This window comes from Mangrovimonas sp. DI 80 (assembly GCF_001975575.1).
GTDB lineage: Bacteria > Bacteroidota > Bacteroidia > Flavobacteriales > Flavobacteriaceae > Mangrovimonas_A > Mangrovimonas_A xylaniphaga.
In genome coordinates this window covers 1001981-1024470 of sequence record NZ_MSDT01000002.1, presented here as the reverse complement: position 1 = coordinate 1024470, position 22490 = coordinate 1001981, and the positions used below count along the sequence as shown (strand labels likewise).

The window sequence follows — 22490 nt, the reverse complement described above, 5'->3', positions numbered from 1 at the left end:
TAACATTTTCAACCTGTGTTAGACTTACATTGAAACTTATAATTTTAAAACTAAAAAACGCACAATGAAAAAAGGCTTATTTTCTTTAGCTTCTTTGTTGCTTATTGGTAATTTGACCATGGCGCAAAAAGTTGAATTTGAAGAGTATGACTTAGATAACGGGATGCACGTCATCTTACATCAAGATAATTCTGCTCCAGTAGTAACTACCTCTGTTATGTACCATGTTGGAGCTAAAGACGAAAATCCAGACCGTACTGGATTTGCCCACTTTTTCGAACACTTGTTGTTTGAAGGTACCGAAAACATCGATAGAGGAGAATTTTTCAAAATCGTTGCTGCCAACGGTGGAAAAAACAACGCCAACACTACCGATGACCGTACATATTACTACGAAGTATTCCCTTCTAACCAAGTAGAGCTTGGATTATGGTTGGAGTCTGAGCGTTTAATGCACCCAGTAATCAACCAAATTGGCGTAGATACCCAAAACGAGGTTGTTAAGGAAGAAAAGCGCATGCGTGTAGACAACAGCCCATATGGTAAGTTTTTGGAAAATGTAAAGGTAAACCTATTCAAAAAGCACCCATACCGTTGGACTACCATTGGTAAAATGGAACACTTGGATGCTGCCACTTTGGAAGAGTTCCAAGATTTCAACGCAAAGTTCTATGTGCCTAACAATGCTGTTTTGGTTGTAGCTGGAGACTTCAACAAAGCAGAAGTTAAAACCATGATCGAAAACTATTTTGGACCAATTCCTCGCGGGGAAGATGTGGTTAGAAACCTTCCTAAAGAAGATCCTATCACCGAGACCATCCACGCTAAAGCGTACGATCCAAATATTCAAATCCCAGCTATCATCGCTGCTTATAGAACACCTTCTTTTAAAGATAGAGACGCTTATGTTTTGGATATGATTTCAACTTATTTAAGTGGAGGAAAATCTTCAAAATTGTACAAAAAGATTGTAGACGAGAAAAAAATGGCTTTGGAAGTAGCTGCTTTCAACTTTAGCCAAGAAGACTACAGTGCTTATATCTTGCTAGGATTACCTTTAGGAGATGTAACTCTAGATGCCATCATCAAAGAAATCGACGAGGAAATTGTGAACCTACAGAGCAACCTAATCTCTGAGCGTGACTACCAAAAACTTCTCAACCAATTTGAAAACCAATTTGTAAATGCCAACTCAAATGTTGAAGGTATTGCCAATTCTTTAGCAAGATACTACATGCTTTATGGAGATACCAACCTTATCAATAATGAGATTGACATCTACAGATCTATTACTAGAGAAGACATTCAAGCCGTTGCTAAAAAGTACCTAAACCCTAACCAACGTTTGTTATTAGAGTACTTACCAGAAGAAAAAAGCAACAACTAAAAACATAAATTTCACAGATGAAAGCAAAAATATCAACTTTATTAGTCTTGTTTTTAATGTCTTTAGGTGCCACTGCACAAATTGACAGATCAAAACAACCAGAAGCGGGGCCAGCTCCAAAAATCACCCTCGAAAAACCAAATGAATTTGAACTAAAAAACGGTATCAAGGTGCTTGTGGTAGAAAACCACAAATTGCCAAGAGTATCTTATTCACTTCAAATAGATAACAAGCCTATCATTGAAGGCGACAAAGCTGGCGTATCCAGTTTATTGGGATCTATGTTAGGAAACGGAACAACTACCATCTCTAAAGATGCCTTTAACGAAGAAATAGACTTCTTGGGAGCGCGTCTAGGGTTTAGCTCACAAAGTGCTTACGGAAGCTCTTTGTCTCAATACTCTGAAAGAATTTTGGAATTGATGGCAGATGCTGCAATCAACCCATTATTGACTCAAGAAGAGTTTGAAAAAGAGAAAGCAAAAGCTTTGGAAGGCCTAAAATCTAGCGAAAAAAGTGTTGACGCCATTGCCGGTCGTGTTGGTGGCGCTTTGTCGTACGGTTTGGATAACGCTTATGGAGAGTTCATGACAGAGGAAACTTTGAACAACGTAACTCTTGATGACGTTAAGGCTTTTTACAATAAATATTTTACTCCAAACCACGCTTACATTGTAGTGGTTGGAGACGTAAAAGTTAAAGACGTTAAAAAGCAAATCAAAAAGTACTTCGGAAAATGGGAAAAAGGTCAAGAAATAACTACTGCTGTACCTGCACCAAAAGCTAACGTAGCTACAACTGAGATTGATTTCATCGACATGCCAAATGCTGTACAATCTAACATTTCTGTGACCAACAATGTAGATTTGAAAATGAATGACGAAGACTACCTTGCAACAAAATTAGCTAACTACATCCTTGGTGGTGGTGGTGAAGGTTATTTGTTCATGAACCTTCGTGAAGCCCATGGATATACTTATGGCGCTTACTCAAGCATTGGATCAAGCAGATACAAAACATCACGTTTTAACGCTTCTGCTAAAGTTAGAAATACCGTAACAGATAGCTCTATCGTAGAAGCTTTAAAAGAAATCAACCGTATCAAAACAGAACCTGTAGATGCAGAAGCACTTAAAAATGCAAAAGCTAAATACATCGGCTCCTTTGTAATGAACTTGGAAAACCCTTCTACTGTTGCTGAGTATGCCCTTAACATTAAATTGAATAACCTTCCAGAGAACTATTACGAAACGTATTTGGAGCGTGTTAACAATGTAACTGTTCAGGATATCACCAATGCTGCCAACAAGCACTTTGCTACAGAAAATGCCCGTGTAATTGTAGTTGGAAAAGGAAGCGACGTATTGGAAAACCTTGAAAAAACAGGATTTCCTATTAAATATTACGATTCATATGCGAAGCCTACTGAAAAGCCGGTTTACGAAATCCCAATGCCTGCTGATATGGATGCCAACAAGGTATTGAACGCTTATATCGCTGCTATTGGAGGTCAGGCTAAATTGGACGCCGTAAACTCTGTATACATGTCTGCTGAAGCTGAATTGCAACCAGGAATGGTTATGAACCTTGAAATGAAAAAAACGGTTAAAAACCAATTCCTTCAAGAAATTACAATGATGGGACAATCCCAAAAACAAGTTTTAGACGGTAATTCTGGTTACTCTTCTGCTCAAGGTCAAAAAATTGACATGAACGAAGAGCAAGTTAAAGCTGTTCAAGTAGAATCATCTCCTTTCCCAGAAGTAAACTACCTAAACGGTGGTGTTACTTTGGAAAAAATTGAAGTAGTTGATGGCGAAAAAGCTTATAAAATCAAAGTTGACTCTGAAACTGCTATTTTCTACAGTGTAGAATCTGGTTTAAAAATTAAAGAAGAAAAAACAACCCCAATGGGTGTTCAATCTACTTTCTATACCAACTACCAAGAAGTAGCTGGAGTTAAGTTCCCATTTACTATCGGTCAAACTTTTGGACCACGTCGTTTCGATTTCACAGTAAAGGAAATCAAAGTAAACGAAGGTGTTAGTGATGCCGATTTCAAATAAGAAAAAGGATTAACATGAATATTAAAGGGCAAAACGATATGTTTTGCCCTTTTCTTTTATCAACGATTCCTTCTATGCGAAAGATAAACTCCAAGCAGCACTATAGCGGTAGCTAATCCCTGCAACACACTGAAAGACTCTCCATCCAACACGCCCCACATTAATGCTACCACAGGCATTAAATACGTTACCGAAGAAGCAAATACAGGGGTTGAAATCTGTACCAAAGTAGTGTACAGCACCTTTGCCAAAGCAGTCCCAAAAAAGGACAAAATCGTCACATACACCAAGGACATTTTAAAATCTGGATTTGCAAAAGTAGTTTCAGCAAAAAATCCAGACCAAACCAACACCAATATGGCAGGCACAATAATGGCTACATAATTCCCCGTGGCAATTGCCAAGGGCTTCACATCCTGCAGATATCTTTTAATAATATTTACATTACTTGCATACATTACCGTTGCCAACAATACAAATCCCGCGTACAAATAATTCTGTTCTGGATTCAGTTCAGCACCTTTTAAAATAAGCAAACAAGTCCCAATAAAACCAATGATTACCCCTAACAATTGTCGTTTGGTGGAGCCTATTTTAAATACCGCCATCCCCATCAACAAGGTATTCAAAGGCACCAAAGAATTCAGCACAGAAGTTACCGCACTATCAATTTCGGTTTCGGCTATGGCAAACAAAAACGCAGGAAAGAAGGAACCTAAAAAACCAGAAATGGAAATCCACAACCATTGTCTAGCTTTTACTTCTTTTAAATGCTTCACTCCCACAGTAAAAAGGAACAACCCAGTAATAATCGTCCTCAACGCCCCCAATTGCCAAGGTGTCAAGCCCAACAAAGATTTCTTGATAAGTATAAAAGAACTCCCCCAAATCAATGACAGAACAATGAGGTAAATCCATTTAATATTGATTCTTTCCATGCTTCTTATTTGAAAATCACAAAATTCGTTAATTATTCTGCAGGAAACATCAATAATTATTAGATTTGTCTTACATTAACATACAGTCCCTCCCTAGGGGCACAAACGAAAAACTATGAAATCTATCTTTACTATTTTGGCTGTTGGCGCATTAACATTAAGCACTGTGGCTTGCAAGGACAATTCTGCTCCTGAAGTTAAGACCGTTGCTATTGAATCCCATGCAGAAGAAGGAAAGCAATTGGATCCTAATGCAACTTACGCTAAAGCCGAATTCAGCATTGAAGGAATGACCTGTGCCATTGGATGTGCCAAAACCATTGAAAAGAACATTTCTAAAATGGAAGGTGTAAAATCTGCCACAGTTGATTTTGACAAGAAATTGGCTATGGTTGAATATGACGAAGCAAAGGTAACACCAACTTCTTTGGAAGAAACCGTTACAAAAACAGGAACCATGTACAAAGTGAGTGATATGAAAACTGTAGAAGCTTTCACTGAAACTTCCACTGCAAGTGCTCACTAATTTTCACTATTGAACACATAAAAAAAGCCGCTAATATCAAGCGGCTTTTTTTATTATCTAAGCTGAAATCCTTTGGCGGCCCACCATGGATGAACCTCAATCTCTAATCTGCCAGCTTTTACCATAGGGTCCGAATTAGCCAAACTATCTGCTATCTCTATTGTTGGCACATTATAAATAGTAATCCCTCTTATATCCCCATCATCTCCAAAAGGTCCTGAGATATCTGCATAACCCAGCTCGTACATTTTCCCTAGATGTTTAAGATGTTTCTCCTGAAGCAATGCTGCTTCCTCTTCATTTTGATTTCTAACTGCTCCTTTCTTTAAAAAAGCTATAAAATATTGTTGCATCAACACCGTATCTTTGGTCTTGGCATCCACATATTCGAAGGTTTGAAATCCCTTTGAAGTCAATGAATCCTTTAGAGCCCTAACCGATATTTTTTTCTCAACAGGAGTCTCTTCTTGAACCACAATGGAATCCACAACAGCTTCTACGGTAGTTTCAATTTTGGACTCCTCATGTCCTTTGGAGTTGTCTTTACAAGCAAACAACATCCCAAAAACGAACATCATTACGACTATTTTTCTCATCAATTCTGATTTTTCATCATTCTATTTCCAAGTTTTATAAGGCGATTTACTTAAATGGGAATTATAATATTCCACTTTTCCAGTCACCTCTTCCCCCAACCATGAAGGCTTCAAAAAGTCTTCATCTACAACATTCAATTCAACTTCAGCAACTATTAATCCTTCGTTTTCATCATGAAATTCATCTACTTCAAACAAATGGTTTCCCATTGGTATTTCATAGCGTGTTTTATTGATGACACCGGGCTCACAAATCTGCAACAATGCTTCAGCTTCTGCCTTATCTAAAGTGGTTTCCCATTCAAATCTGCTCAAACCATCTTCAGTGCTCTTCCCTTTTACGGTAAGGATGCCTTTATCACCTGAAATCCTCACCCTAACTGTACGTTCTTTATCCGTATTCAAAAACCCCTGAACAATCTGCTTGCTACTGGTTGCTTCAGTTTTAAACGCTTCCGACGACACTAAAAATTTACGTTCTATTTCTATCATAAACCTTTCTTTCTCCTTTTAAAAACCAATTATTAAAAGGCATTTAATGCCTAAATTTACGGCATGCAAAGTGATTTACCAATAAGAAAGATTATACATGTAGACATGGATGCCTTTTATGCCTCTGTGGAACAAATGGATAATCCTGAACTGAAAGGTAAAGCCATTGCGGTTGGAGGCAGCAGTAAACGTGGCGTAGTAAGTGCCGCTAGTTATGAAGCCCGGAAGTTTGGTGTGAAAAGTGCCATGAGCGGCATTCAGGCCAAACGCCTATGTCCGGAACTAATTTTTGTCCGCCCTAATTTTGAACGCTACACAGAAATCTCCAAAAGAATCAGGAAAATCTTTTACGATTACACCGATTTGGTAGAACCTCTATCCCTCGACGAAGCCTATTTAGATGTTACCACCAACAAAAAGGGACTTTACAGTGCTTCCATGATTGCCATGGAAATCAGGCAGCGCATTTTTGATGAGATAGGATTAACAGCTTCCGCAGGGATTTCCATCAATAAATTTATTGCCAAAGTGGCCAGCGACTATAATAAACCGAACGGACAAAAAACGGTTGGTCCAGAAGAGGTTCTGGATTTTTTGGAAGCCTTGGACATTAGAAAGTTTTACGGTGTAGGTAAAGTGACGGCCGAAAAAATGTACCAATTGGGGATTTTCACTGGAAAGGATTTGAAATCCAAATCTATGGAGTATTTGGATGATCACTTTGGAAAATCGGGGTGTTACTATTATTATGTCGTCAGGGGAATCCATACAAGTGAAGTCAAGCCCAACCGTATTAGAAAGTCTTTGGCTGCAGAACGTACCTTTAGTGAAAACCTATCTTCTGAAATCTTCATGCTTGAAAAACTCGAGCATATTGCAGAGGAAGTTTCCAAACGATTGACAAAAAGTAAAGTGGCTGGAAAAACAGTAACATTAAAAATAAAATACTCCGATTTCACCCTACAAACCAGAAGCAAAACCTTGCCCTATTTCATAAGTGATAAAAGCATCATTCTTGAAACTGCAAAGGACCTCTTGTATCAGGAAAAACTTGACAATTCCGTAAGGCTGTTGGGAATTTCCATTTCCAATTTAAACACTGAAAAACACAAGGATAAAGACAAAATAAAAGACGAAGAAAGCACTGTAAGTGTGCAATTGAAATTTGATTTTTAAGAAAATTTATCGTTCAAGGTTTCTACAATATTCTCTATTTTTTTGTTTTTATAGGCCTTTTCCAAAGCTAAGGCGGGCACCTGCCTCACCTTACAATCCATGATAGAACAGCGCTCGCAAGTTACCCCAACTTCTTGTGTTTTGATTCTATCGTCATTTAAAAAGTTCAGCTTCCGTTCCAACTGCTTATTAATGAGCAAACCTATGGTAATACTTCTGTATTGATGGTCTCGAAATGGATCCCGCGTAGCAGACGACAGCACTAAATACTTCATGTCATCACTAACATAATTAGAAATTTGAATATCAAATTCATGTTCCTTATGGCTCTTGCTGATATCTTCCAAAACTTTTAGCGCCACCCAACGTCTGCAATAATGCTCATTGGTTTCATTGGCCCTAGGGGAATGTTGATGCGCTAAATGAAGCTCCTTTTTCAAGTAAAATTTGTCGCTATTGGCCCTATGTGTAAACCTTAAAAAAAACAGATCTTGTATATTGAATGATTTAGGTAAAATATTTGTCAACCGCTGGTAAAAGGACTCTGGCGAGGCATTAAAACTTTCCATTGTTTTCAAAAACAAACCGGCATCAAAAGTGTCTCGTTCAAAGAGTGTTTCTAATTTCGTTGAAAGTTGGGCTTTTGGAAGAATCAAAGCACCAGCAAAATAGGACGCATAAAAGTTATTAAGTACCTGATCGAAACTTTTAAATTTTATCCAAGGAAAAGTGTACAACCTATCGTTAATTTCCAGATAATTATAGGCAATCTCTTTAGCAAAAATAAAGGTACGTTGTGGCTCATCAATACCATTTGCCAAGAGCAATGTTTTACTTTTGGGTACAAAAACAGACCTTAAATTACCTAAGGCTTCATGTTTGCCCAATTCATTTTCATTAATGCTATATCCATATTCTTCAACCAAAATTTCCTCTAACTCTTTGGATGAAATTGGCATTGTTAAATCCACTTGATAAGATTTTGCAAACCTTAAAACGCCTTGTTCCAAATCCTCAAAATAGTTGTTATTGGCCTCCTGAAAAGAGCGTACTGAAGCCAGAAAAAAACTCTCCCTACTAAAATTGTAATGTTTTGCAATCTCAATAATAGTGCTCACAAATGCATTCACTTTGGCCGGTGCATTGGCCACAATATCAATAAGGTTGCTCTCCTTTATTCCAAAAAGATCCAAGGGAATTTCCTTTAAAATTTTTGACTGCAGCAACTCTCCAATGGGCGCCAAATTTTTGTCAAGCTTTAAGGAAACCATTTGGTCATACGGGACATCCAATTTTTCAGATAATACGGCAATTTTGTCTGGCTTAGGGTATTTTTTGCCCTTTTCTATTTCATTTAAATAGGATTTTGACAGTCCCGTAAGCTTGGACAGCCCAAATAAGGACAAATTCTTATCGGTTCTAATTTGCTTCAGCTTAAGCCCAAATATGAGTTTTATATAATCTTGTTCCATACTAGATTAACAAAAATAATAAAATTTGCGAATCAAATGAAAAAAGCGAAAATACATTTTTAGCGAACGTTCGCTTGTTTTTTAAAAATCTTTATTCTAATATTGTATTGTAAAATTCTGAAAACATGGAAAATACAATTTTAAAAACGTCAAAAATCAAATTGGATAATAACGTTCAAAACTTTTATCCTGAAATTTTAACCAAGGAAGCCTTAAAGTTTATTGCCCTGCTTCATGATCAATTTAATTCTAGGCGACTGGAGTTACTTAACGATCGAAAACTACAACAGCAGTTGTTTGACAAAGGAGACCTTCCAAAGTTTCCTGAGGAAACCAAAACCATTAGAGAAAGCCAATGGACCGCAGGAGAAATCCCAATTGATCTTCAAGATAGACGTGTTGAAATTACAGGACCAGTGGACAGAAAAATGATTATTAACGCCTTAAACTCCGGAGCTAAAACCTTTATGGCCGATTTTGAAGACAGTAATTCCCCAACTTGGCAAAACTGCATGCAAGGCCAACAAAACTTAATTGATGCCAATAAAAGAACCATTAGCCTAATAGACCATGCCAAAAGTAAAACCTATTCACTAAACGACAATCCTGCTGTCCTATTGGTGAGACCTCGTGGTCTACATTTAAATGAACGACACTTATTATTGAACAATATTGAAGTCTCCGCAAGTTTAGTAGATTTTGGTCTGTACGTTTTTCATAACGTGAAAACACTTCTAAAAAACAACACTGCCCCCTACTTCTATTTACCAAAATTAGAGCATTACCTTGAGGCTCGTTGGTGGAACGAGGTATTTATGTTTGCACAAGAGTACCTTAACATTCCCAACGGTACATTTAAAGCCACCGTTTTAATTGAAACAATCACAGCTAGTTTCCAATTGGATGAAATTATATATGAACTAAAAGACCATATTGTAGGCCTCAATTGCGGCCGATGGGATTACATATTTTCATACATCAAAAAATTCAGAAATCATACTGAATTCAATGTCCCAAACAGAGATCAAGTCACCATGACCACCCCATTTATGGAGGCCTATTCTAAATTGGTGATTCAGCGCTGCCACAAACGCGGCATTCATGCCATTGGCGGAATGGCTGCTCAAATCCCCATTAAAAACAACCCAACAGCTAACAATTTAGCTTTGGAAAAAGTACGAAAGGATAAGGAGCGTGAAGCTAAAAACAGGCATGATGGCACTTGGGTTGCACACCCTGATTTGGTACGCGTTGCTATCGACGAATTCGACAAATATATGCCTACCCCTAACCAAATACACTTAAAGAGAGAGGATGTTAAAATCACAGAAATAGATTTGGTTGCACAGCCTCAAGGTACCGTTACAGAGGCTGGAATACGAAAAAACATTAATGTTGGCATACTCTATTTAGAAGCATGGTTACGAGGTTACGGGGCCGTGGCACTCTACAATCTAATGGAAGATGCGGCCACTGCAGAAATATCGAGAACCCAGGTTTGGCAATGGCTTAAAAATGAAGTAATCCTTGAAGACAGAAGAGCCTTTTCCAAAAACCTTTATTCAGAAATATTTGATGATGAAGTAGAAAAAATCATCACAGAACTAAGCGGAAGTAACATTAAAGATTCGAAGCTTAAACAAGCCATTAGCCTATTCAACGGCTTGGTACTTTCTGAAGAATTTGAAGAATTTTTAACGATTCCCGCATACAAGCACCTATAAAAAACAATCCTGCGATTGCGGCAACAATCAACAGGATCTAATTATTAATAAAAATAACGTATCACAAAATTATGAAAAATCTACAACAAAGCAATTACTGCTCGGCCTTACACACTGTAAAAAATCTAAAAGAAAAATACGGTGAATCCTGGAAATCAATTAGCTCAGAAAATGCAGCTAGAATGATTGCGCAAAATCCTTTTAAAACAGGTTTGGACATAGCCAAATACACGGCTAGCATTATGAGAAAGGACATGGCAGAATACGACGCCGATTCTTCAAATTACACCCAATCTCTTGGCTGTTGGCACGGTTTTATAGCCCAGCAAAAAATGATCGCCATCAAGAAACACCATAACACCACCAACAAAAAATACCTTTATCTATCGGGATGGATGGTAGCCGCTTTGCGCTCAGAATTTGGACCATTGCCAGACCAATCCATGCATGAAAAAACAGCTGTGCCAAAATTGATTCATGAAATCTATCAGTTTTTACGTCAAGCGGATGCCATAGAGCTCAATGATTTGTTTAGAAGATTGGAAAACGGTGAAAATGTGCAAGAACAGATTGATAATTTTGAAACACACATTGTCCCTATCATTGCCGATATTGATGCTGGGTTTGGAAATGAAGAAGCCACTTACCTTTTGGCCAAACAAATGATTCAAGCTGGTGCTTGCGCTATTCAAATTGAGAACCAAGTATCCGATGCCAAACAATGCGGCCACCAAGATGGTAAAGTTACCGTTCCTCATGAAGATTTTATAGCCAAACTTAATGCCGTAAGGTATGCGTTCCTTGAATTAGGTGTTGAAGATGGCATTATCGTGGCCAGAACAGATTCAGAAGGTGCAGGTCTAACACAAAAATTGCCGGTTAGCAAAGAGCCCGGTGATTTAGCTTCGCAATATTTAGCCTTTATTGAAGCTGAGGAAACAAGTATTATTAATGCCAAAGAAGATGATGTGCTCTTTAAACGCGACGGTAAACTAGTAAAACCTGTTAGGCTTCCAAATGGGCTTTATAAATTCAGAGAACATACTAATATTGACAGGGTAGTCTTAGATTGTATAACAAGTCTTGAAAATGGAGCGGATTTACTTTGGATTGAAACACCAACCCCAAACCTAAAACAAATTGCCCACATGGTTAACCGAGTAAAAGCTGTTGTTCCCAATGCCAAATTGGTTTATAACAATTCTCCTTCCTTTAACTGGACCCTGAATTTTAGAAAACAGGCGTACGAAGAAATGCTTTCATCTGGAAAAGATATGTCCTTTTATGACAAGGATAATTTAATGGATATAAAATATGATAACTCAGAACTATCCAATATAGCAGATGATAAAATAAAGTCGTTTCAAAAAGATGCTTCAAATGAGGCAGGGGTTTTTCACCATTTAATTACCCTTCCTACTTACCATACCACAGCTCTCCATATGAATGATTTATCAGAAAACTATTTTGGAGAAGATGGCATGTTGGCTTACGTTAAAAAGGTGCAGCGACAAGAAATTCGAAAAGGTATTTCCTGTGTAAAACACCAAAGAATGGCAGGTTCAGACCTCGGTGATGACCATAAAACGTTCTTTTCTGGCGCACAAGCCTTAAAAGCGAGCGGCAAGAAAAATACTTCTCATCAATTTGAAAATAATAAGAATGAAAATAAAGCTATTAAGAAACTCCCTTTGACAGCATAGTTTTTCAGTTTACACATTTCACATAAAAAAAAGGCGTCTCGATAGTTTCAAGACGCCTTTTTGATCAATTTTTGACCAATGTTTTATTTAATATTACAACTTGTAATTTCGGTAACTCTTAAGGTATTTACCATACCTTTCTCCTGAATAGGCATAGCAGCCAAACTTACCAACATATCACCTTCTGTTAAATAACCCTTTTCACAAGCAATGGCATTAACATCTTCGATGGTTTCATCAGTACTTACAAACCTGTCATAATAGAATGCATTTACACCCCAAAGCAAACTAAGCTGCGTTAGAATACGCTTGTTGGAAGTAAATACCAAGATATGCGACTTTGGTCTCCAAGCCGAAATCTGGAATGCTGTATAACCACTGTTTGTCAAAGTAGAAATAGCTTTGGCATTGATTTCGTTAGCCATATTGGCAGCGTGGTAACAAATGGACTTTGTAATATATCGCTTTGTACGAATGTGCGGAGGTGATTGTGGCACTTGGATTAAGTGAGAATCTTCCACACTACGAATAATGTTAGACATTGTTCTAATTACCTGTACAGGATAAGATCCAACAGAGGTTTCTCCAGAAAGCATTACCGCATCGGCACCGTCCATTACAGAGTTGGCAACGTCATTTACCTCGGCACGAGTTGGCGTTAAACTGGAAATCATTGTTTCCATCATCTGCGTAGCAATAATTACCGGTATTCTAGCCTTTTTGGCACGTAATACCAATTGCTTTTGAATTAAAGGCACTTCCTGAGCAGGAACTTCCACCCCTAAATCTCCACGAGCTACCATTAAACCGTCACAGTAAGCTACAATCTTATCGATATTTTCTACCGCTTCAGGCTTTTCAATCTTCGCTACGATTGGAATTTTTTCATCGCTATGCTCCTTGATCAACTCTTGTAATTGCATTAAATCTTCTGCATGACGCACAAAAGACAGGGCAATCCAATCTACATTTTGACCAATGGCAAAAATAGCATCTTCAATATCCTTTTCTGTTAATGCAGGCTGAGAGATGTTTGTATTTGGAAGGTTAACTCCTTTTTTAGACTTTAACGGTCCTCCTTGAATTACTCTAGCCTTAACTTCCGTTTCGCTATTTGTTGATACAACTTCAAAGATCAATTTTCCGTCATCAAGTAAAATACGTTCTCCAGGTTTAGCATCTTGAGGGAACTTTTCATAAGTCATGTAAACACGCTCTTTGGTCCCTTCAAAGCGCTCTCCAGTAGCAAAAATGATCTCGTCTCCTTCATTCACTACCACTTCCCCTTTCATAACCCCAACGCGAAGTTTTGGCCCTTGAAGATCCGCCAATATGGCCGTGTTAAATCCAAATTCTTCATTCAGCTCTCGGATCATTTTGATGCGTTCTGCCACATCGCTATAATCGGCGTGAGAAAAGTTAATTCGGAACACGTTAACACCTTCTTCCATCATGCCTTTCAATACTTCCTTAGTACTGGTTGCAGGGCCTAAAGTGGCAACTATTTTAGTTTTCTTTCTTTGTTGCATTAATTAAAAAATTAAATAATCTTTAGATTTCAATTGTTCTGTATCTACACTATAAGCCGTAATAACCTGTGGTATAGACTGTATTTTATCGAGAACCAGTTTTTCATTAAACTGTTCATTCTCGTCTGTGATCTTCACTAAATAATCAACATTTTTCAGTTCGGGGATCAAATTATAGGTTTTCAACACCTTTTCCTGAACATCAAAAAGCGATCCGGAGCTTTGCAAACTGTCTTCTTCCTTTTTACATACATTGGAAATTAAATTCCAAGTGATGTACTTCTTTTCATTATCCCACTCATATATAGCGTAAGTAGCCGCAAAATATTTATAATCCAAATCTTGGGGTTTACGCTTCAATTTGATATCTAAGTAGGAATTCAGCAGGTAAGCCAATCTGTAATCTTCCAACCTACAATGAATGGCTAAAAGTGAAAAAGAGGCATCATAAAAATCGTCAACAAGTAATTTATGCAAAGCCATGCTCCCATCAAAATATTGATGGTGTAAATATACTATATTAAAATAATTTAAAAATGAAGTTTCCGTTAATCTTCTTCCGAAACCCAACGAAAACGTTATAGTTAATTATAATTTATTGCAATATTGTGGCTATTCGTTAAAAAACTTTGTGATTTTATTTTGATAGGCAAAGAAGGCTCTTTTGGAAGCTTTTTCCTCTGCCTTTTTCTTGGATGTGGCCCTTGCCTTTGCCACAACCTTATTGTCTATGGACAACTTCACCGAAAAGTGTTTTAGGTTATCGTTGCCTGTATCTTCGTAAACATTGTAATCGAAGGTTTTCTTTTCCTTTTGGCACCATTCAATCAACAAACTCTTATAACTAATAACCTTTCCTTCCAATGTTTCAATATCTACATGCGGATTGATGACACGGTCATAAATAAATCGTTCACAATACTTATACCCGCGATCTAAAAAGATGGCCCCGACCAAAGCTTCAAAAAGGTTTCCATGAATATTGTTACCAAAGTTAGACTTTGCAATCTTACTCTCCACCAAATCAATAAGCTTAAGTTCCTTCCCGAGCTCATTTAAATGTTCACGGCTTACCACCTTAGAACGCATTTTGGTAAGATAGCCCTCATCTCCTTGTGGCACTTCACTAAACAGATAAGATGCCACAACCGCACTCAACATAGCGTCCCCTACAAACTCCAAACGCTCATAATTGATAGGGTTCCCCTTTTTGTCCCTTAAATTCATGGAACGATGGGTAAACGCTTTAACATACAAGCTTTTATCCTTTGGCCTAAACCCTAGAATACTTTTCAGTTGTAAAAAAAAATTCCCGTCATTTTTTGAACGGGAATTTAATATGTTACGAATGTAATTCATTCGGGAATTAATCTAATTTTTTGAATAAGACACAAGCATTGTGTCCTCCAAAGCCAAAGGTATTGCTCATGGCAACCTTAATGTCGCGCTTTTGAGCTTTGTTCAATGTTAAATTCAATGATGGGTCAATATTTTCATCTACAACCTCATGATTGATCGTTGGCGGTACAATACCGTGCTCCATCGCTAAAATAGAAGCAATTGCTTCAATAGCTCCAGCAGCTCCCAATAAGTGACCTGTCATGGATTTAGTAGAATTGATATTGATGTTTTTGGCGTGATCACCAAAAACCTCAGAAATTGCCTTAAGCTCCGCAACATCCCCTAAAGGCGTTGATGTTCCGTGAGTGTTGATATGATCAACTTCTTCAGGAGCAATTCCTGCATTCTCCAAACAATTTTTCATTACTGCAATTACACCAATACCGTCTGGATGTGGCGCTGTCATATGATAGGCATCTGATGACAACCCGCCTCCTAAAACTTCGGCATATATTTTGGCGCCTCTTGCTTTGGCATGCTCATATTCTTCAAGGATAATAGCGCCTGCTCCTTCTCCTAAAACAAAACCATCTCTGGTGGCATCAAAAGGCCTTGAGGCCGTTTCCGGACTCTCGTTTCTTGTGGACAAGGCATGCATGGCGTTAAATCCTCCCATACCTGCAATGGTTACGGCCGCTTCGCTTCCTCCTGTTACTACTACATCACAATGCCCCAATCTAATATAGTTTAAAGCATCGATCATAGCGTTTGCAGAAGAGGCACAGGCAGAAACCGTTGTGTAGTTTGGTCCCATAAATCCATTTTTGATGGAAATGTTACCAGGTGCAATGTCTGCAATCATTTTAGGAATAAAGAACGGATTAAACCTTGGGGTACCGTCTCCAGAAGCAAAGTTTAGCACTTCATCCTGAAAGGTCTCCAAACCTCCAATTCCTGCTCCCCAAATAACTCCTACACGTAATTTGTTAATGGCGTCCAAATCCAATTTTGCATCGGCGATTGCCTCGTCTGAAGCTACCATTGCATATTGGGTAAAACGGTCCATTTTACGAGCCTCTTTTCTATCGATAAAATCGGTAGCGTTAAAGTTTTTTAACTCGCAAGCAAATTTGGTTTTGAATTTTTCAGCATCAAAATATGTTAAAGGTGCTGCACCGCTTTTTCCACTCACAAGGCCTTCCCAATATTCATCCTTGGTATTACCTATAGGGGTCAAAGCACCCAGACCTGTAACTACTACTCGCCTTAATTCCATAAATTGTTTTTAATTATTTTGCTTCTTCTATGTACGAAATAGCTTGACCAACTGTTGCAATGTTCTCAGCTTGATCGTCTGGAATTTGAATATCGAATTCTTTTTCGAACTCCATAATTAATTCTACAGTGTCCAATGAATCTGCGCCTAAATCGTTAGTGAAGCTTGCTTCAGCTACCACTTCGTTTTCATCAACACCTAATTTGTCTACGATAATCGCTTTTACTCTTGATGCAATGTCTGACATAATCTTTAATTTTAAGTTTTAATTAGTTGGCAAAAATAAAAAACTTTATTCTTATAACACACCTTTACTTTAAAAATGTGTTTCTAAAATTACTAAATTCTCATCTAAGTATTTTCATTTTACGCTTCTTATTGTGAAATATTATTCTTTTTTTTGTTTAGGTTTTTAGGGGCGCTGTTAAACATTATAAAGAACGAAACACCAATACCTAAGGAAGCACGCGCAACCCTACTGTTATTTTCAACGTAATATCCAAAATAGAAGACTGAAACATGAAACGTATTGTCATATTTGCATCGGGCAGTGGTAGCAATGCCGAGAATTTAATCAAGTATTTTTCGAAATCAAAAACAGCTTCGGTAGTTCAAGTTTTGACCAACAATCCGCAAGCCACAGTCTTGGATCGCTGCAAAAAACTAGAAGTGAGTGCCCTTTCGTTCAACAGAGTTTCCCTTTATAAAACGGATGATGTTTTAAATATTCTCAAAGCCTCCAAACCAGACTTGATTGTATTGGCAGGCTTTTTATGGAAGTTCCCCAAAAATATCCTACATGAGTTTCCAAACAAAGTCATCAACATTCATCCTGCCCTATTGCCTAAATATGGAGGAAAAGGAATGTATGGCATGCATGTGCACGAAGCGGTTGTAGCCAACAAAGAACTGCAAACAGGAATCACAATCCACTACGTTAATGAAAACTATGACGAGGGAGCCATCATTTTCCAAGATAGTTGTTTTGTAGACACTTTGGATAATGCAAATGATGTTGCCAAAAAAATTCACGATTTGGAGATGAAACATTTTCCTGTTGTGGTTGAAAAACTCCTAACGGAAGAACATTTAAAATAACTGTTTTCCCTTTTAAAAGAGACACCGTTTACTGCTACGAAAATTTACTACTATATATATTAAGGTATAAATGGCCAAGAAAAAGCAAAAATACTACACCGTTTGGAAAGGCCATAACACCGGAGTGTTCGACAATTGGAATGACTGCAAAGCCCAGATAAAGGATTATCAAGGAGCCCTGTATAAATCTTTCCCCACTTTTGAGGCCGCAAAAGCTGCCTTCAAAGGGAACTACAAAGATTTTATCGGACAGCCCAAAACCTTTAAAAGCACACTTTCTCCTGCAGAACTCCAAAAGATAGGACAACCAAATTACAATTCCATTTCGGTGGATGCTGCCTCAAGTGGCAACCCAGGCATTATGGAATACCGCGGCGTGGACACCAAGACCAAAAAACAACTCTTCATTCAAGGTCCCTTCCCTGAAGGCACCAACAATATTGGTGAGTTCCTCGCTATTGTACACGGCTTGGCAATGCTCAAAAAAAACAATAGTAACCGCATTATCTACACCGATTCCAAAACCGCCATGAGCTGGGTTAAGAAAAAAACCTGCAATACTAAGCTTCCTCGCAATGAGAAAAACAAGGCACTTTTTGAACTTGTAGACCGTGCTGTAAGTTGGCTAAAAAATAACGACTATACCACCACCATTGTTAAATGGGAAACCAAAGCTTGGGGTGAAATTCCAGCAGATTTTGGAAGAAAATAATATTCGTAATTTAGAGCGTAAAACACTATATTTGCACAAAATTTTGAAACCTCTTTATGAGCAAGTTAGTTATTGTTGGAACAGTAGCATTCGATGCTATTGAAACCCCTTTCGGAAAAACCGATAAAATACTTGGAGGTGCCGCAACCTTTATAGGATTGGCAGCTTCAGAATTTAATGTAGACGCCTCAATTGTATCTGTAGTGGGCGGCGATTTCCCACAAGACTACTTGAACCTTTTATCCAACAGACGTTTGGATATTTCTGGGATTGAAATAGTGGAACACGGCAAAACCTTCTTTTGGAGTGGCCGCTACCACAACAATATGAACTCCCGAAACACCTTGGTAACCGAACTGAACGTTTTGGCAGATTTCAACCCAGTTGTTCCTGAAAAATATAGAGATTCTGAAATTGTAATGTTAGGAAATTTACACCCTATCGTACAATCTAGCGTCTTGGACCAAATGGTGAACACCCCAAAACTGGCCATTCTGGATACCATGAACTTTTGGATGGACCATGCCTTGGAAGACCTTTTAAATGTTATCAAGCGCATCGATGTGATCACCATCAACGATGAAGAGGCCAAACAGCTTACAGGAGAACACTCTTTATTAACTGCTGCTAAAAAAATCCATGAAATGGGTCCTAAATATGTGGTAATTAAAAAAGGTGAACATGGTGCTTTGCTGTTCCATGAAGAACATATGTTTGCAGCTCCCGCGTTACCATTGGAGCAAGTTTTTGATCCAACAGGCGCAGGCGACACCTTTGCAGGGGGCTTTGCCGGATATTTGGCAAAATCCAAAGACTTGTCTTTTGAGAACATGAAAAATGCGGTCATTTATGGATCGGCTATGGCATCTTTCAGTGTTGAAAGATTTGGAACCGAGCGAATGCAGGATTTATCATCCAATGAAATCCATAAACGCATACAGCAATTTGAAAATTTAACGCAGTTTAAAATTAACTAGCATAATATAACGCGCTCTTACACGAGTGCGTTTTTAATTAAACAATTATCCTGCTTCGGCAGAAACCTTGACAACAGACATTATGAGTGATGCTTTAAAACATGAATGCGGAATCGCACTTATTAGACTTTTAAAACCATTGGAATTCTATAAAGAAAAGTATGGAAGTGCTTTTTATGGCGTTAACAAAATGTATTTGATGATGGAAAAACAGCACAACCGTGGTCAGGACGGTGCAGGTTTTGCCAGTATTAAATTAGATACAGAGCCTGGAGAGCGCTATATAAGTCGTGTGCGGTCTATTGCCCAACAGCCAATACAGGATATTTTTGCTCAAATCAATTCCAGAATCAACAAGGAATTGAGTGAGAATCCAGAATATGCCGACGATGTAGAGCTTCAAAAGCGTCATATTCCTTATGTAGGAGAACTACTTTTAGGCCACGTTCGCTATGGGACTTTTGGAAAGAACAGTGTAGAAAGCGTTCACCCATTTTTAAGACAAAACAACTGGATGCACAGAAACCTTATTGTTGCAGGTAACTTCAACATGACCAATGTAAACCAATTGTTTGATGGATTGGTTCGTTTGGGACAGCATCCAAAGGAAAAGGCAGACACCATTACCATCATGGAAAAGATTGGTCACTTTTTGGATGACGCCGTTTCTAAAAAATACAAACAACTTAAAGCAGAAGGTTACAGCAAAAGAGAATGTTCTCCAATTATTGCAGAACGTTTAAACGTAGCTAAAATATTAAAAAGAGCCGCCAAGAATTGGGATGGAGGTTACGCTATGGCAGGTTTGTTAGGTCACGGAGATTCCTTTGTTTTGCGTGATCCAGCAGGTATTAGACCCGCCTATTACTACCAGGATGATGAAGTTGTGGTAGTAGCCTCGGAACGTCCAGTAATCCAAACCGTATTCAATGTAGATTTTGATAAGGTAATTGAATTGGATCCAGGTCATGCCATCATCACCAAGAAATCGGGTGAAGTTTCCATCAAAAAGATTCTTGAGCCTTTAGAGCGCAAGGCGTGTTCTTTTGAGCGCATCTATTTTTCAAGAGGAAGTGATGCAGAAATATACCAAGAGCGCAAAACCCTTGGTAAACTTTTAATGCCTAAAGTACTTGAAACAATAGAGAACGATACTAAAAATACGGTATTCTCCTTTATTCCAAATACTGCGGAAACATCATTTTTCGGAATGATTGAGTCTATTGAAAAACACCTTAACGAAAAGAAAACAAAAGCAATTCTTGATGGAGGAGGTAAACTTTCAGCAGAACATGTAACTGAAATTTTATCAGAAAGACCAAGAATTGAAAAAATTGCCATCAAGGACGTTAAATTAAGAACCTTCATTACCGAAGACAGCAGTAGAGACGATTTGGTTGCACACGTTTATGATGCCACTTATGGGGTTATTAAGCCACAGGACAATTTGGTAATTATCGACGACAGTATTGTACGCGGTACAACTCTTAAAAAGAGCATCATTAAAATGATGGACCGTTTACATCCTAAGAAAATTGTTGTTGTATCCTCGGCTCCACAAATTAGATATCCAGATTGTTATGGTATTGACATGGCAAGACTTGAAGACCTAATTGCTTTTAGAGCCATGTTGGAATTGTTGAAAGAAAATGACAAATACCATATGGTTGAGGAAGTTTACCACAAATGTAAAGAGCAGGTAGACTTGGAAGACAAGGATGTTCAAAACTTTGTAAAAGAGCTTTACGATCAATTTACAGATGATGAAATATCTGATAAAATTTCTGAATTGATCTGTGATGACAGCATTAATGCCGAGGTTAAAGCCATCTTCCAAACAGTGGATAATTTGCATACTGCATGTCCGAAGAACTTAGGAGATTGGTATTTCACAGGAGACTATCCAACGGCTGGAGGTAACCGCGTGGTTAACAGAGCATTCATCAATTTCTTTGAAGGAAACAAAGAAAGAGCTTATTAACAGCTTTGATATTTTAGAGCACTTTATCCGATAAAACGACTTTTTATCTAATATAAATGCATTTCATCTAATAATTATCAACAGTTAAGCAAATTACGTATACTTTAGCATCACCATAACATAAGTAGGTTAAGTTCATGGTAGATTTGGGGCAAAAAAAGGTGAACAACAGTTCACCTTTTTTTATTTTCGGTCAATTCTACACCTAATCACCTCTATTTCAGACTGCATTTCATCGAACAAATAACTTTCAGCGATTCCATAACATATCAAAATAAAATCACTTTTCACCGCTTAAACCGATTTATGGGTCTTTAATCTAAAAAATTTAAATGTTAAAATTAAGACCTTATATATTTGTCAATACCATAACATAAGTAGGTTAAGTTTATGGTAGATTTGGGGCAAAAAAGGTGGACGTCAGTTCACCTTTTTTATTTTGATATTTCATTACTCCTCAAAATTTTCATCAAATCGAAAATTGCACTCTTCTCAAAATCAACTTCGTTTTTAGCGCAAATATTTAAAAATCAGATATTTATTTTACAAAAAATACTTTTCAACTAATATAAATGTTGTTCATCTAAATTTTTGAAATAATTTAAAAAGTGCTTCTATATTCGTTGTCACCATAACATAAGTAGGTTAAGTTTATGGTAGATTTGGGGCAAAAAAGGTGAACTAATGTTCACCTTTTTTATTTGTCATAGCCTTCTTCAAATACATGACATAAAAAAAGCAAGCCTTTTGGCTTGCCTTTATAAATTTAGCTATACTAAAATTATTTTGCTTCAGCATATCTACGCTCAACTTCATTCCAATTGATAAGGTTGAAAAATGCGTTGATATAATCTGGTCTTCTGTTTTGGTAATGTAAATAGTAAGCGTGCTCCCAAACATCCAATCCTAAAATAGGAGTTCCTTCGCAACCAATTCCTGGCATTAATGGGTTGTCTTGGTTAGGAGTAGAACAAACTTCTACTTTTCCTCCTTTGTGAACACATAACCATGCCCATCCAGATCCAAATCTAGTTGCTGCAGCTTTACTGAACGCATCCTTGAAGGCTTCTTCCGAACCAAATGCAGCTTCGATAGCGTCTTTTAATTCTCCAAACAAAACTCCTTTTCCTTCAGGATTCATAACCTCCCAAAATAAATTGTGGTTGTAAAATCCTCCACCATTGTTTCTTACAGCGGTATTGTCCATATCTAAATTGGTAAGAATATTTTCTATCGTTTTTCCTTCCAAATCAGTTCCTGCAATAGCGTTGTTCAAGTTGGTGGTATAGCCGTTATGATGTTTTGTATGATGTATTTCCATAGTACGCGCATCGATGTGTGGTTCCAAAGCATCGTATGCATATTTTAATTTCGGTAATTCGAAAGCCATAATATTTGTTTTATTTGATTAATATTAATTTCATCCAAATTTACACATAATACAGCGCAATTAAAAATATTAAATAGCTATGAAATGATTGATAGTTTCTATCTTG

At 37.7% G+C, this 22490-nt stretch carries 20 protein-coding genes; 10 read left to right on the top strand and 10 right to left on the bottom strand.

Translation table 11 applies throughout. The features are described 5' to 3' along the window. The first annotated feature begins 64 nt into the window (after positions 1 to 64). Together BKM32_RS05120 and BKM32_RS05115 are read left to right on the top strand one after the other, a co-directional pair. A complete protein-coding gene (locus BKM32_RS05120; RefSeq protein WP_053976749.1) occupies positions 65 to 1387 on the top strand; it encodes a pitrilysin family protein in 1323 nt (440 codons plus the stop codon). Between the two features lie 17 nt (positions 1388 to 1404). Then, positions 1405 to 3453, top strand: a complete 2049-nt coding sequence (locus tag BKM32_RS05115) for a pitrilysin family protein (protein ID WP_076662813.1) — start codon at positions 1405 to 1407, stop codon at positions 3451 to 3453. 59 nt (positions 3454 to 3512) lie between these two features. Here BKM32_RS05115 and BKM32_RS05110 read toward each other — a convergent pair whose 3' ends face one another. Then, positions 3513 to 4391, bottom strand: coding sequence for a DMT family transporter (locus BKM32_RS05110; RefSeq protein ID WP_076662812.1), 879 nt, complete (start codon positions 4389 to 4391; stop codon positions 3513 to 3515). A 115-nt stretch (positions 4392 to 4506) separates the two neighbouring features. Between BKM32_RS05110 and BKM32_RS05105 the strand changes: the two genes are divergently transcribed. Then, positions 4507 to 4917, top strand: a complete 411-nt coding sequence (locus BKM32_RS05105) for a heavy-metal-associated domain-containing protein (RefSeq protein WP_076662811.1) — start codon at positions 4507 to 4509, stop codon at positions 4915 to 4917. 53 nt (positions 4918 to 4970) lie between these two features. On the opposite strand, the gene BKM32_RS05100 is transcribed toward BKM32_RS05105, so the two are convergent. Together BKM32_RS05100 and BKM32_RS05095 are read right to left on the bottom strand one after the other, a co-directional pair. After that, positions 4971 to 5513 carry a YciI family protein gene (locus BKM32_RS05100; protein WP_076662810.1) on the bottom strand — a complete coding sequence of 181 codons (543 nt, stop codon included), beginning with the start codon at positions 5511 to 5513 and terminating at the stop codon, positions 4971 to 4973. 21 nt (positions 5514 to 5534) lie between these two features. Next, positions 5535 to 6005: a CYTH domain-containing protein gene (locus tag BKM32_RS05095; protein WP_076662809.1), complete on the bottom strand. Its 471-nt coding sequence runs from the start codon at positions 6003 to 6005 to the stop codon at positions 5535 to 5537. Positions 6006 to 6068: 63 nt separating this feature from the next. Here BKM32_RS05095 and dinB point away from each other — a divergent pair, with 63 nt between their 5' ends. Next, the gene (gene dinB / locus BKM32_RS05090) at positions 6069 to 7181 is read left to right on the top strand and encodes a DNA polymerase IV (protein ID WP_076662808.1); all 1113 of its coding nucleotides are present in this window, start codon (positions 6069 to 6071) and stop codon (positions 7179 to 7181) included. Here the strand turns inward: dinB and BKM32_RS05085 are convergent. Beyond that, on the bottom strand, positions 7178 to 8653 hold the full coding sequence (locus BKM32_RS05085) for a helix-turn-helix domain-containing protein (protein WP_076662807.1): 1476 nt from the start codon (positions 8651 to 8653) through the stop codon (positions 7178 to 7180). The genes dinB and BKM32_RS05085 overlap by 4 nt on opposite strands. A gap of 125 nt (positions 8654 to 8778) precedes the next feature. On the opposite strand from BKM32_RS05085, the gene aceB reads away from it, so the two are divergent. Together aceB and BKM32_RS05075 are read left to right on the top strand one after the other, a co-directional pair. Beyond that, entirely contained in the window at positions 8779 to 10377 is a 1599-nt protein-coding gene (aceB, locus tag BKM32_RS05080; protein ID WP_076662806.1) for a malate synthase A, read from the top strand. Positions 10378 to 10448: 71 nt separating this feature from the next. Continuing rightward, a complete protein-coding gene (locus BKM32_RS05075; protein ID WP_076662805.1) occupies positions 10449 to 12080 on the top strand; it encodes an isocitrate lyase in 1632 nt (543 codons plus the stop codon). Positions 12081 to 12163: 83 nt separating this feature from the next. Here BKM32_RS05075 and pyk read toward each other — a convergent pair whose 3' ends face one another. From pyk to BKM32_RS05050, 5 genes are all read right to left on the bottom strand, one after another. Next, a complete protein-coding gene (pyk, locus tag BKM32_RS05070; RefSeq protein ID WP_076662804.1) occupies positions 12164 to 13609 on the bottom strand; it encodes a pyruvate kinase in 1446 nt (481 codons plus the stop codon). A 3-nt stretch (positions 13610 to 13612) separates the two neighbouring features. Beyond that, complete coding sequence (locus BKM32_RS05065) at positions 13613 to 14092, bottom strand: IPExxxVDY family protein (RefSeq protein ID WP_053976738.1); 480 nt, start codon at positions 14090 to 14092, stop codon at positions 13613 to 13615. A gap of 129 nt (positions 14093 to 14221) precedes the next feature. Beyond that, complete coding sequence (gene rnc / locus BKM32_RS05060) at positions 14222 to 14968, bottom strand: ribonuclease III (RefSeq protein WP_053976737.1); 747 nt, start codon at positions 14966 to 14968, stop codon at positions 14222 to 14224. 7 nt (positions 14969 to 14975) lie between these two features. Next, entirely contained in the window at positions 14976 to 16226 is a 1251-nt protein-coding gene (fabF, locus tag BKM32_RS05055; RefSeq protein ID WP_053976736.1) for a beta-ketoacyl-ACP synthase II, read from the bottom strand. A gap of 13 nt (positions 16227 to 16239) precedes the next feature. Next, the gene (locus tag BKM32_RS05050) at positions 16240 to 16473 is read right to left on the bottom strand and encodes an acyl carrier protein (RefSeq protein WP_009778413.1); all 234 of its coding nucleotides are present in this window, start codon (positions 16471 to 16473) and stop codon (positions 16240 to 16242) included. 272 nt (positions 16474 to 16745) lie between these two features. Between BKM32_RS05050 and BKM32_RS05045 the strand changes: the two genes are divergently transcribed. From BKM32_RS05045 to BKM32_RS05030, 4 genes are all read left to right on the top strand, one after another. After that, positions 16746 to 17324, top strand: coding sequence for a phosphoribosylglycinamide formyltransferase (locus tag BKM32_RS05045; protein ID WP_076662803.1), 579 nt, complete (start codon positions 16746 to 16748; stop codon positions 17322 to 17324). A gap of 70 nt (positions 17325 to 17394) precedes the next feature. Further along, positions 17395 to 18036 carry a viroplasmin family protein gene (locus tag BKM32_RS05040; RefSeq protein ID WP_053976734.1) on the top strand — a complete coding sequence of 214 codons (642 nt, stop codon included), beginning with the start codon at positions 17395 to 17397 and terminating at the stop codon, positions 18034 to 18036. A gap of 56 nt (positions 18037 to 18092) precedes the next feature. Continuing rightward, positions 18093 to 19013 carry a PfkB family carbohydrate kinase gene (locus BKM32_RS05035; RefSeq protein ID WP_076662802.1) on the top strand — a complete coding sequence of 307 codons (921 nt, stop codon included), beginning with the start codon at positions 18093 to 18095 and terminating at the stop codon, positions 19011 to 19013. An 82-nt stretch (positions 19014 to 19095) separates the two neighbouring features. Next, positions 19096 to 20994 carry an amidophosphoribosyltransferase gene (locus tag BKM32_RS05030; protein WP_076663058.1) on the top strand — a complete coding sequence of 633 codons (1899 nt, stop codon included), beginning with the start codon at positions 19096 to 19098 and terminating at the stop codon, positions 20992 to 20994. 781 nt (positions 20995 to 21775) lie between these two features. Here BKM32_RS05030 and BKM32_RS05025 read toward each other — a convergent pair. Then, positions 21776 to 22384 carry a superoxide dismutase gene (locus BKM32_RS05025; RefSeq protein WP_076662801.1) on the bottom strand — a complete coding sequence of 203 codons (609 nt, stop codon included), beginning with the start codon at positions 22382 to 22384 and terminating at the stop codon, positions 21776 to 21778. Positions 22385 to 22490: the final 106 nt, after the last annotated feature.

Bases quoted from the DNA above. Each gene is read 5' to 3' on its own strand.
- BKM32_RS05085 (WP_076662807.1), bottom strand. From the start codon at position 8,653: ATGGAACAAGATTATATAAAACTCATATTTGGGCTTAAGCTGAAGCAA.
- BKM32_RS05100 (WP_076662810.1), bottom strand. From the start codon at position 5,513: ATGAGAAAAATAGTCGTAATGATGTTCGTTTTTGGGATGTTGTTTGCT.
- BKM32_RS05025 (WP_076662801.1), bottom strand. From the start codon at position 22,384: ATGGCTTTCGAATTACCGAAATTAAAATATGCATACGATGCTTTGGAA.
- fabF (WP_053976736.1), bottom strand. From the start codon at position 16,226: ATGGAATTAAGGCGAGTAGTAGTTACAGGTCTGGGTGCTTTGACCCCT.
- BKM32_RS05065 (WP_053976738.1), bottom strand. From the start codon at position 14,092: ATGGCTTTGCATAAATTACTTGTTGACGATTTTTATGATGCCTCTTTT.
- BKM32_RS05120 (WP_053976749.1), top strand. From the start codon at position 65: ATGAAAAAAGGCTTATTTTCTTTAGCTTCTTTGTTGCTTATTGGTAAT.
- BKM32_RS05035 (WP_076662802.1), top strand. From the start codon at position 18,093: ATGAGCAAGTTAGTTATTGTTGGAACAGTAGCATTCGATGCTATTGAA.
- BKM32_RS05040 (WP_053976734.1), top strand. From the start codon at position 17,395: ATGGCCAAGAAAAAGCAAAAATACTACACCGTTTGGAAAGGCCATAAC.
- BKM32_RS05050 (WP_009778413.1), bottom strand. From the start codon at position 16,473: ATGTCAGACATTGCATCAAGAGTAAAAGCGATTATCGTAGACAAATTA.
- BKM32_RS05105 (WP_076662811.1), top strand. From the start codon at position 4,507: ATGAAATCTATCTTTACTATTTTGGCTGTTGGCGCATTAACATTAAGC.
- dinB (WP_076662808.1), top strand. From the start codon at position 6,069: ATGCAAAGTGATTTACCAATAAGAAAGATTATACATGTAGACATGGAT.
- BKM32_RS05110 (WP_076662812.1), bottom strand. From the start codon at position 4,391: ATGGAAAGAATCAATATTAAATGGATTTACCTCATTGTTCTGTCATTG.
- BKM32_RS05095 (WP_076662809.1), bottom strand. From the start codon at position 6,005: ATGATAGAAATAGAACGTAAATTTTTAGTGTCGTCGGAAGCGTTTAAA.
- BKM32_RS05030 (WP_076663058.1), top strand. From the start codon at position 19,096: ATGAGTGATGCTTTAAAACATGAATGCGGAATCGCACTTATTAGACTT.
- aceB (WP_076662806.1), top strand. From the start codon at position 8,779: ATGGAAAATACAATTTTAAAAACGTCAAAAATCAAATTGGATAATAAC.
- BKM32_RS05045 (WP_076662803.1), top strand. From the start codon at position 16,746: ATGAAACGTATTGTCATATTTGCATCGGGCAGTGGTAGCAATGCCGAG.
- BKM32_RS05075 (WP_076662805.1), top strand. From the start codon at position 10,449: ATGAAAAATCTACAACAAAGCAATTACTGCTCGGCCTTACACACTGTA.
- BKM32_RS05115 (WP_076662813.1), top strand. From the start codon at position 1,405: ATGAAAGCAAAAATATCAACTTTATTAGTCTTGTTTTTAATGTCTTTA.
- pyk (WP_076662804.1), bottom strand. From the start codon at position 13,609: ATGCAACAAAGAAAGAAAACTAAAATAGTTGCCACTTTAGGCCCTGCA.
- rnc (WP_053976737.1), bottom strand. From the start codon at position 14,968: ATGAATTACATTCGTAACATATTAAATTCCCGTTCAAAAAATGACGGG.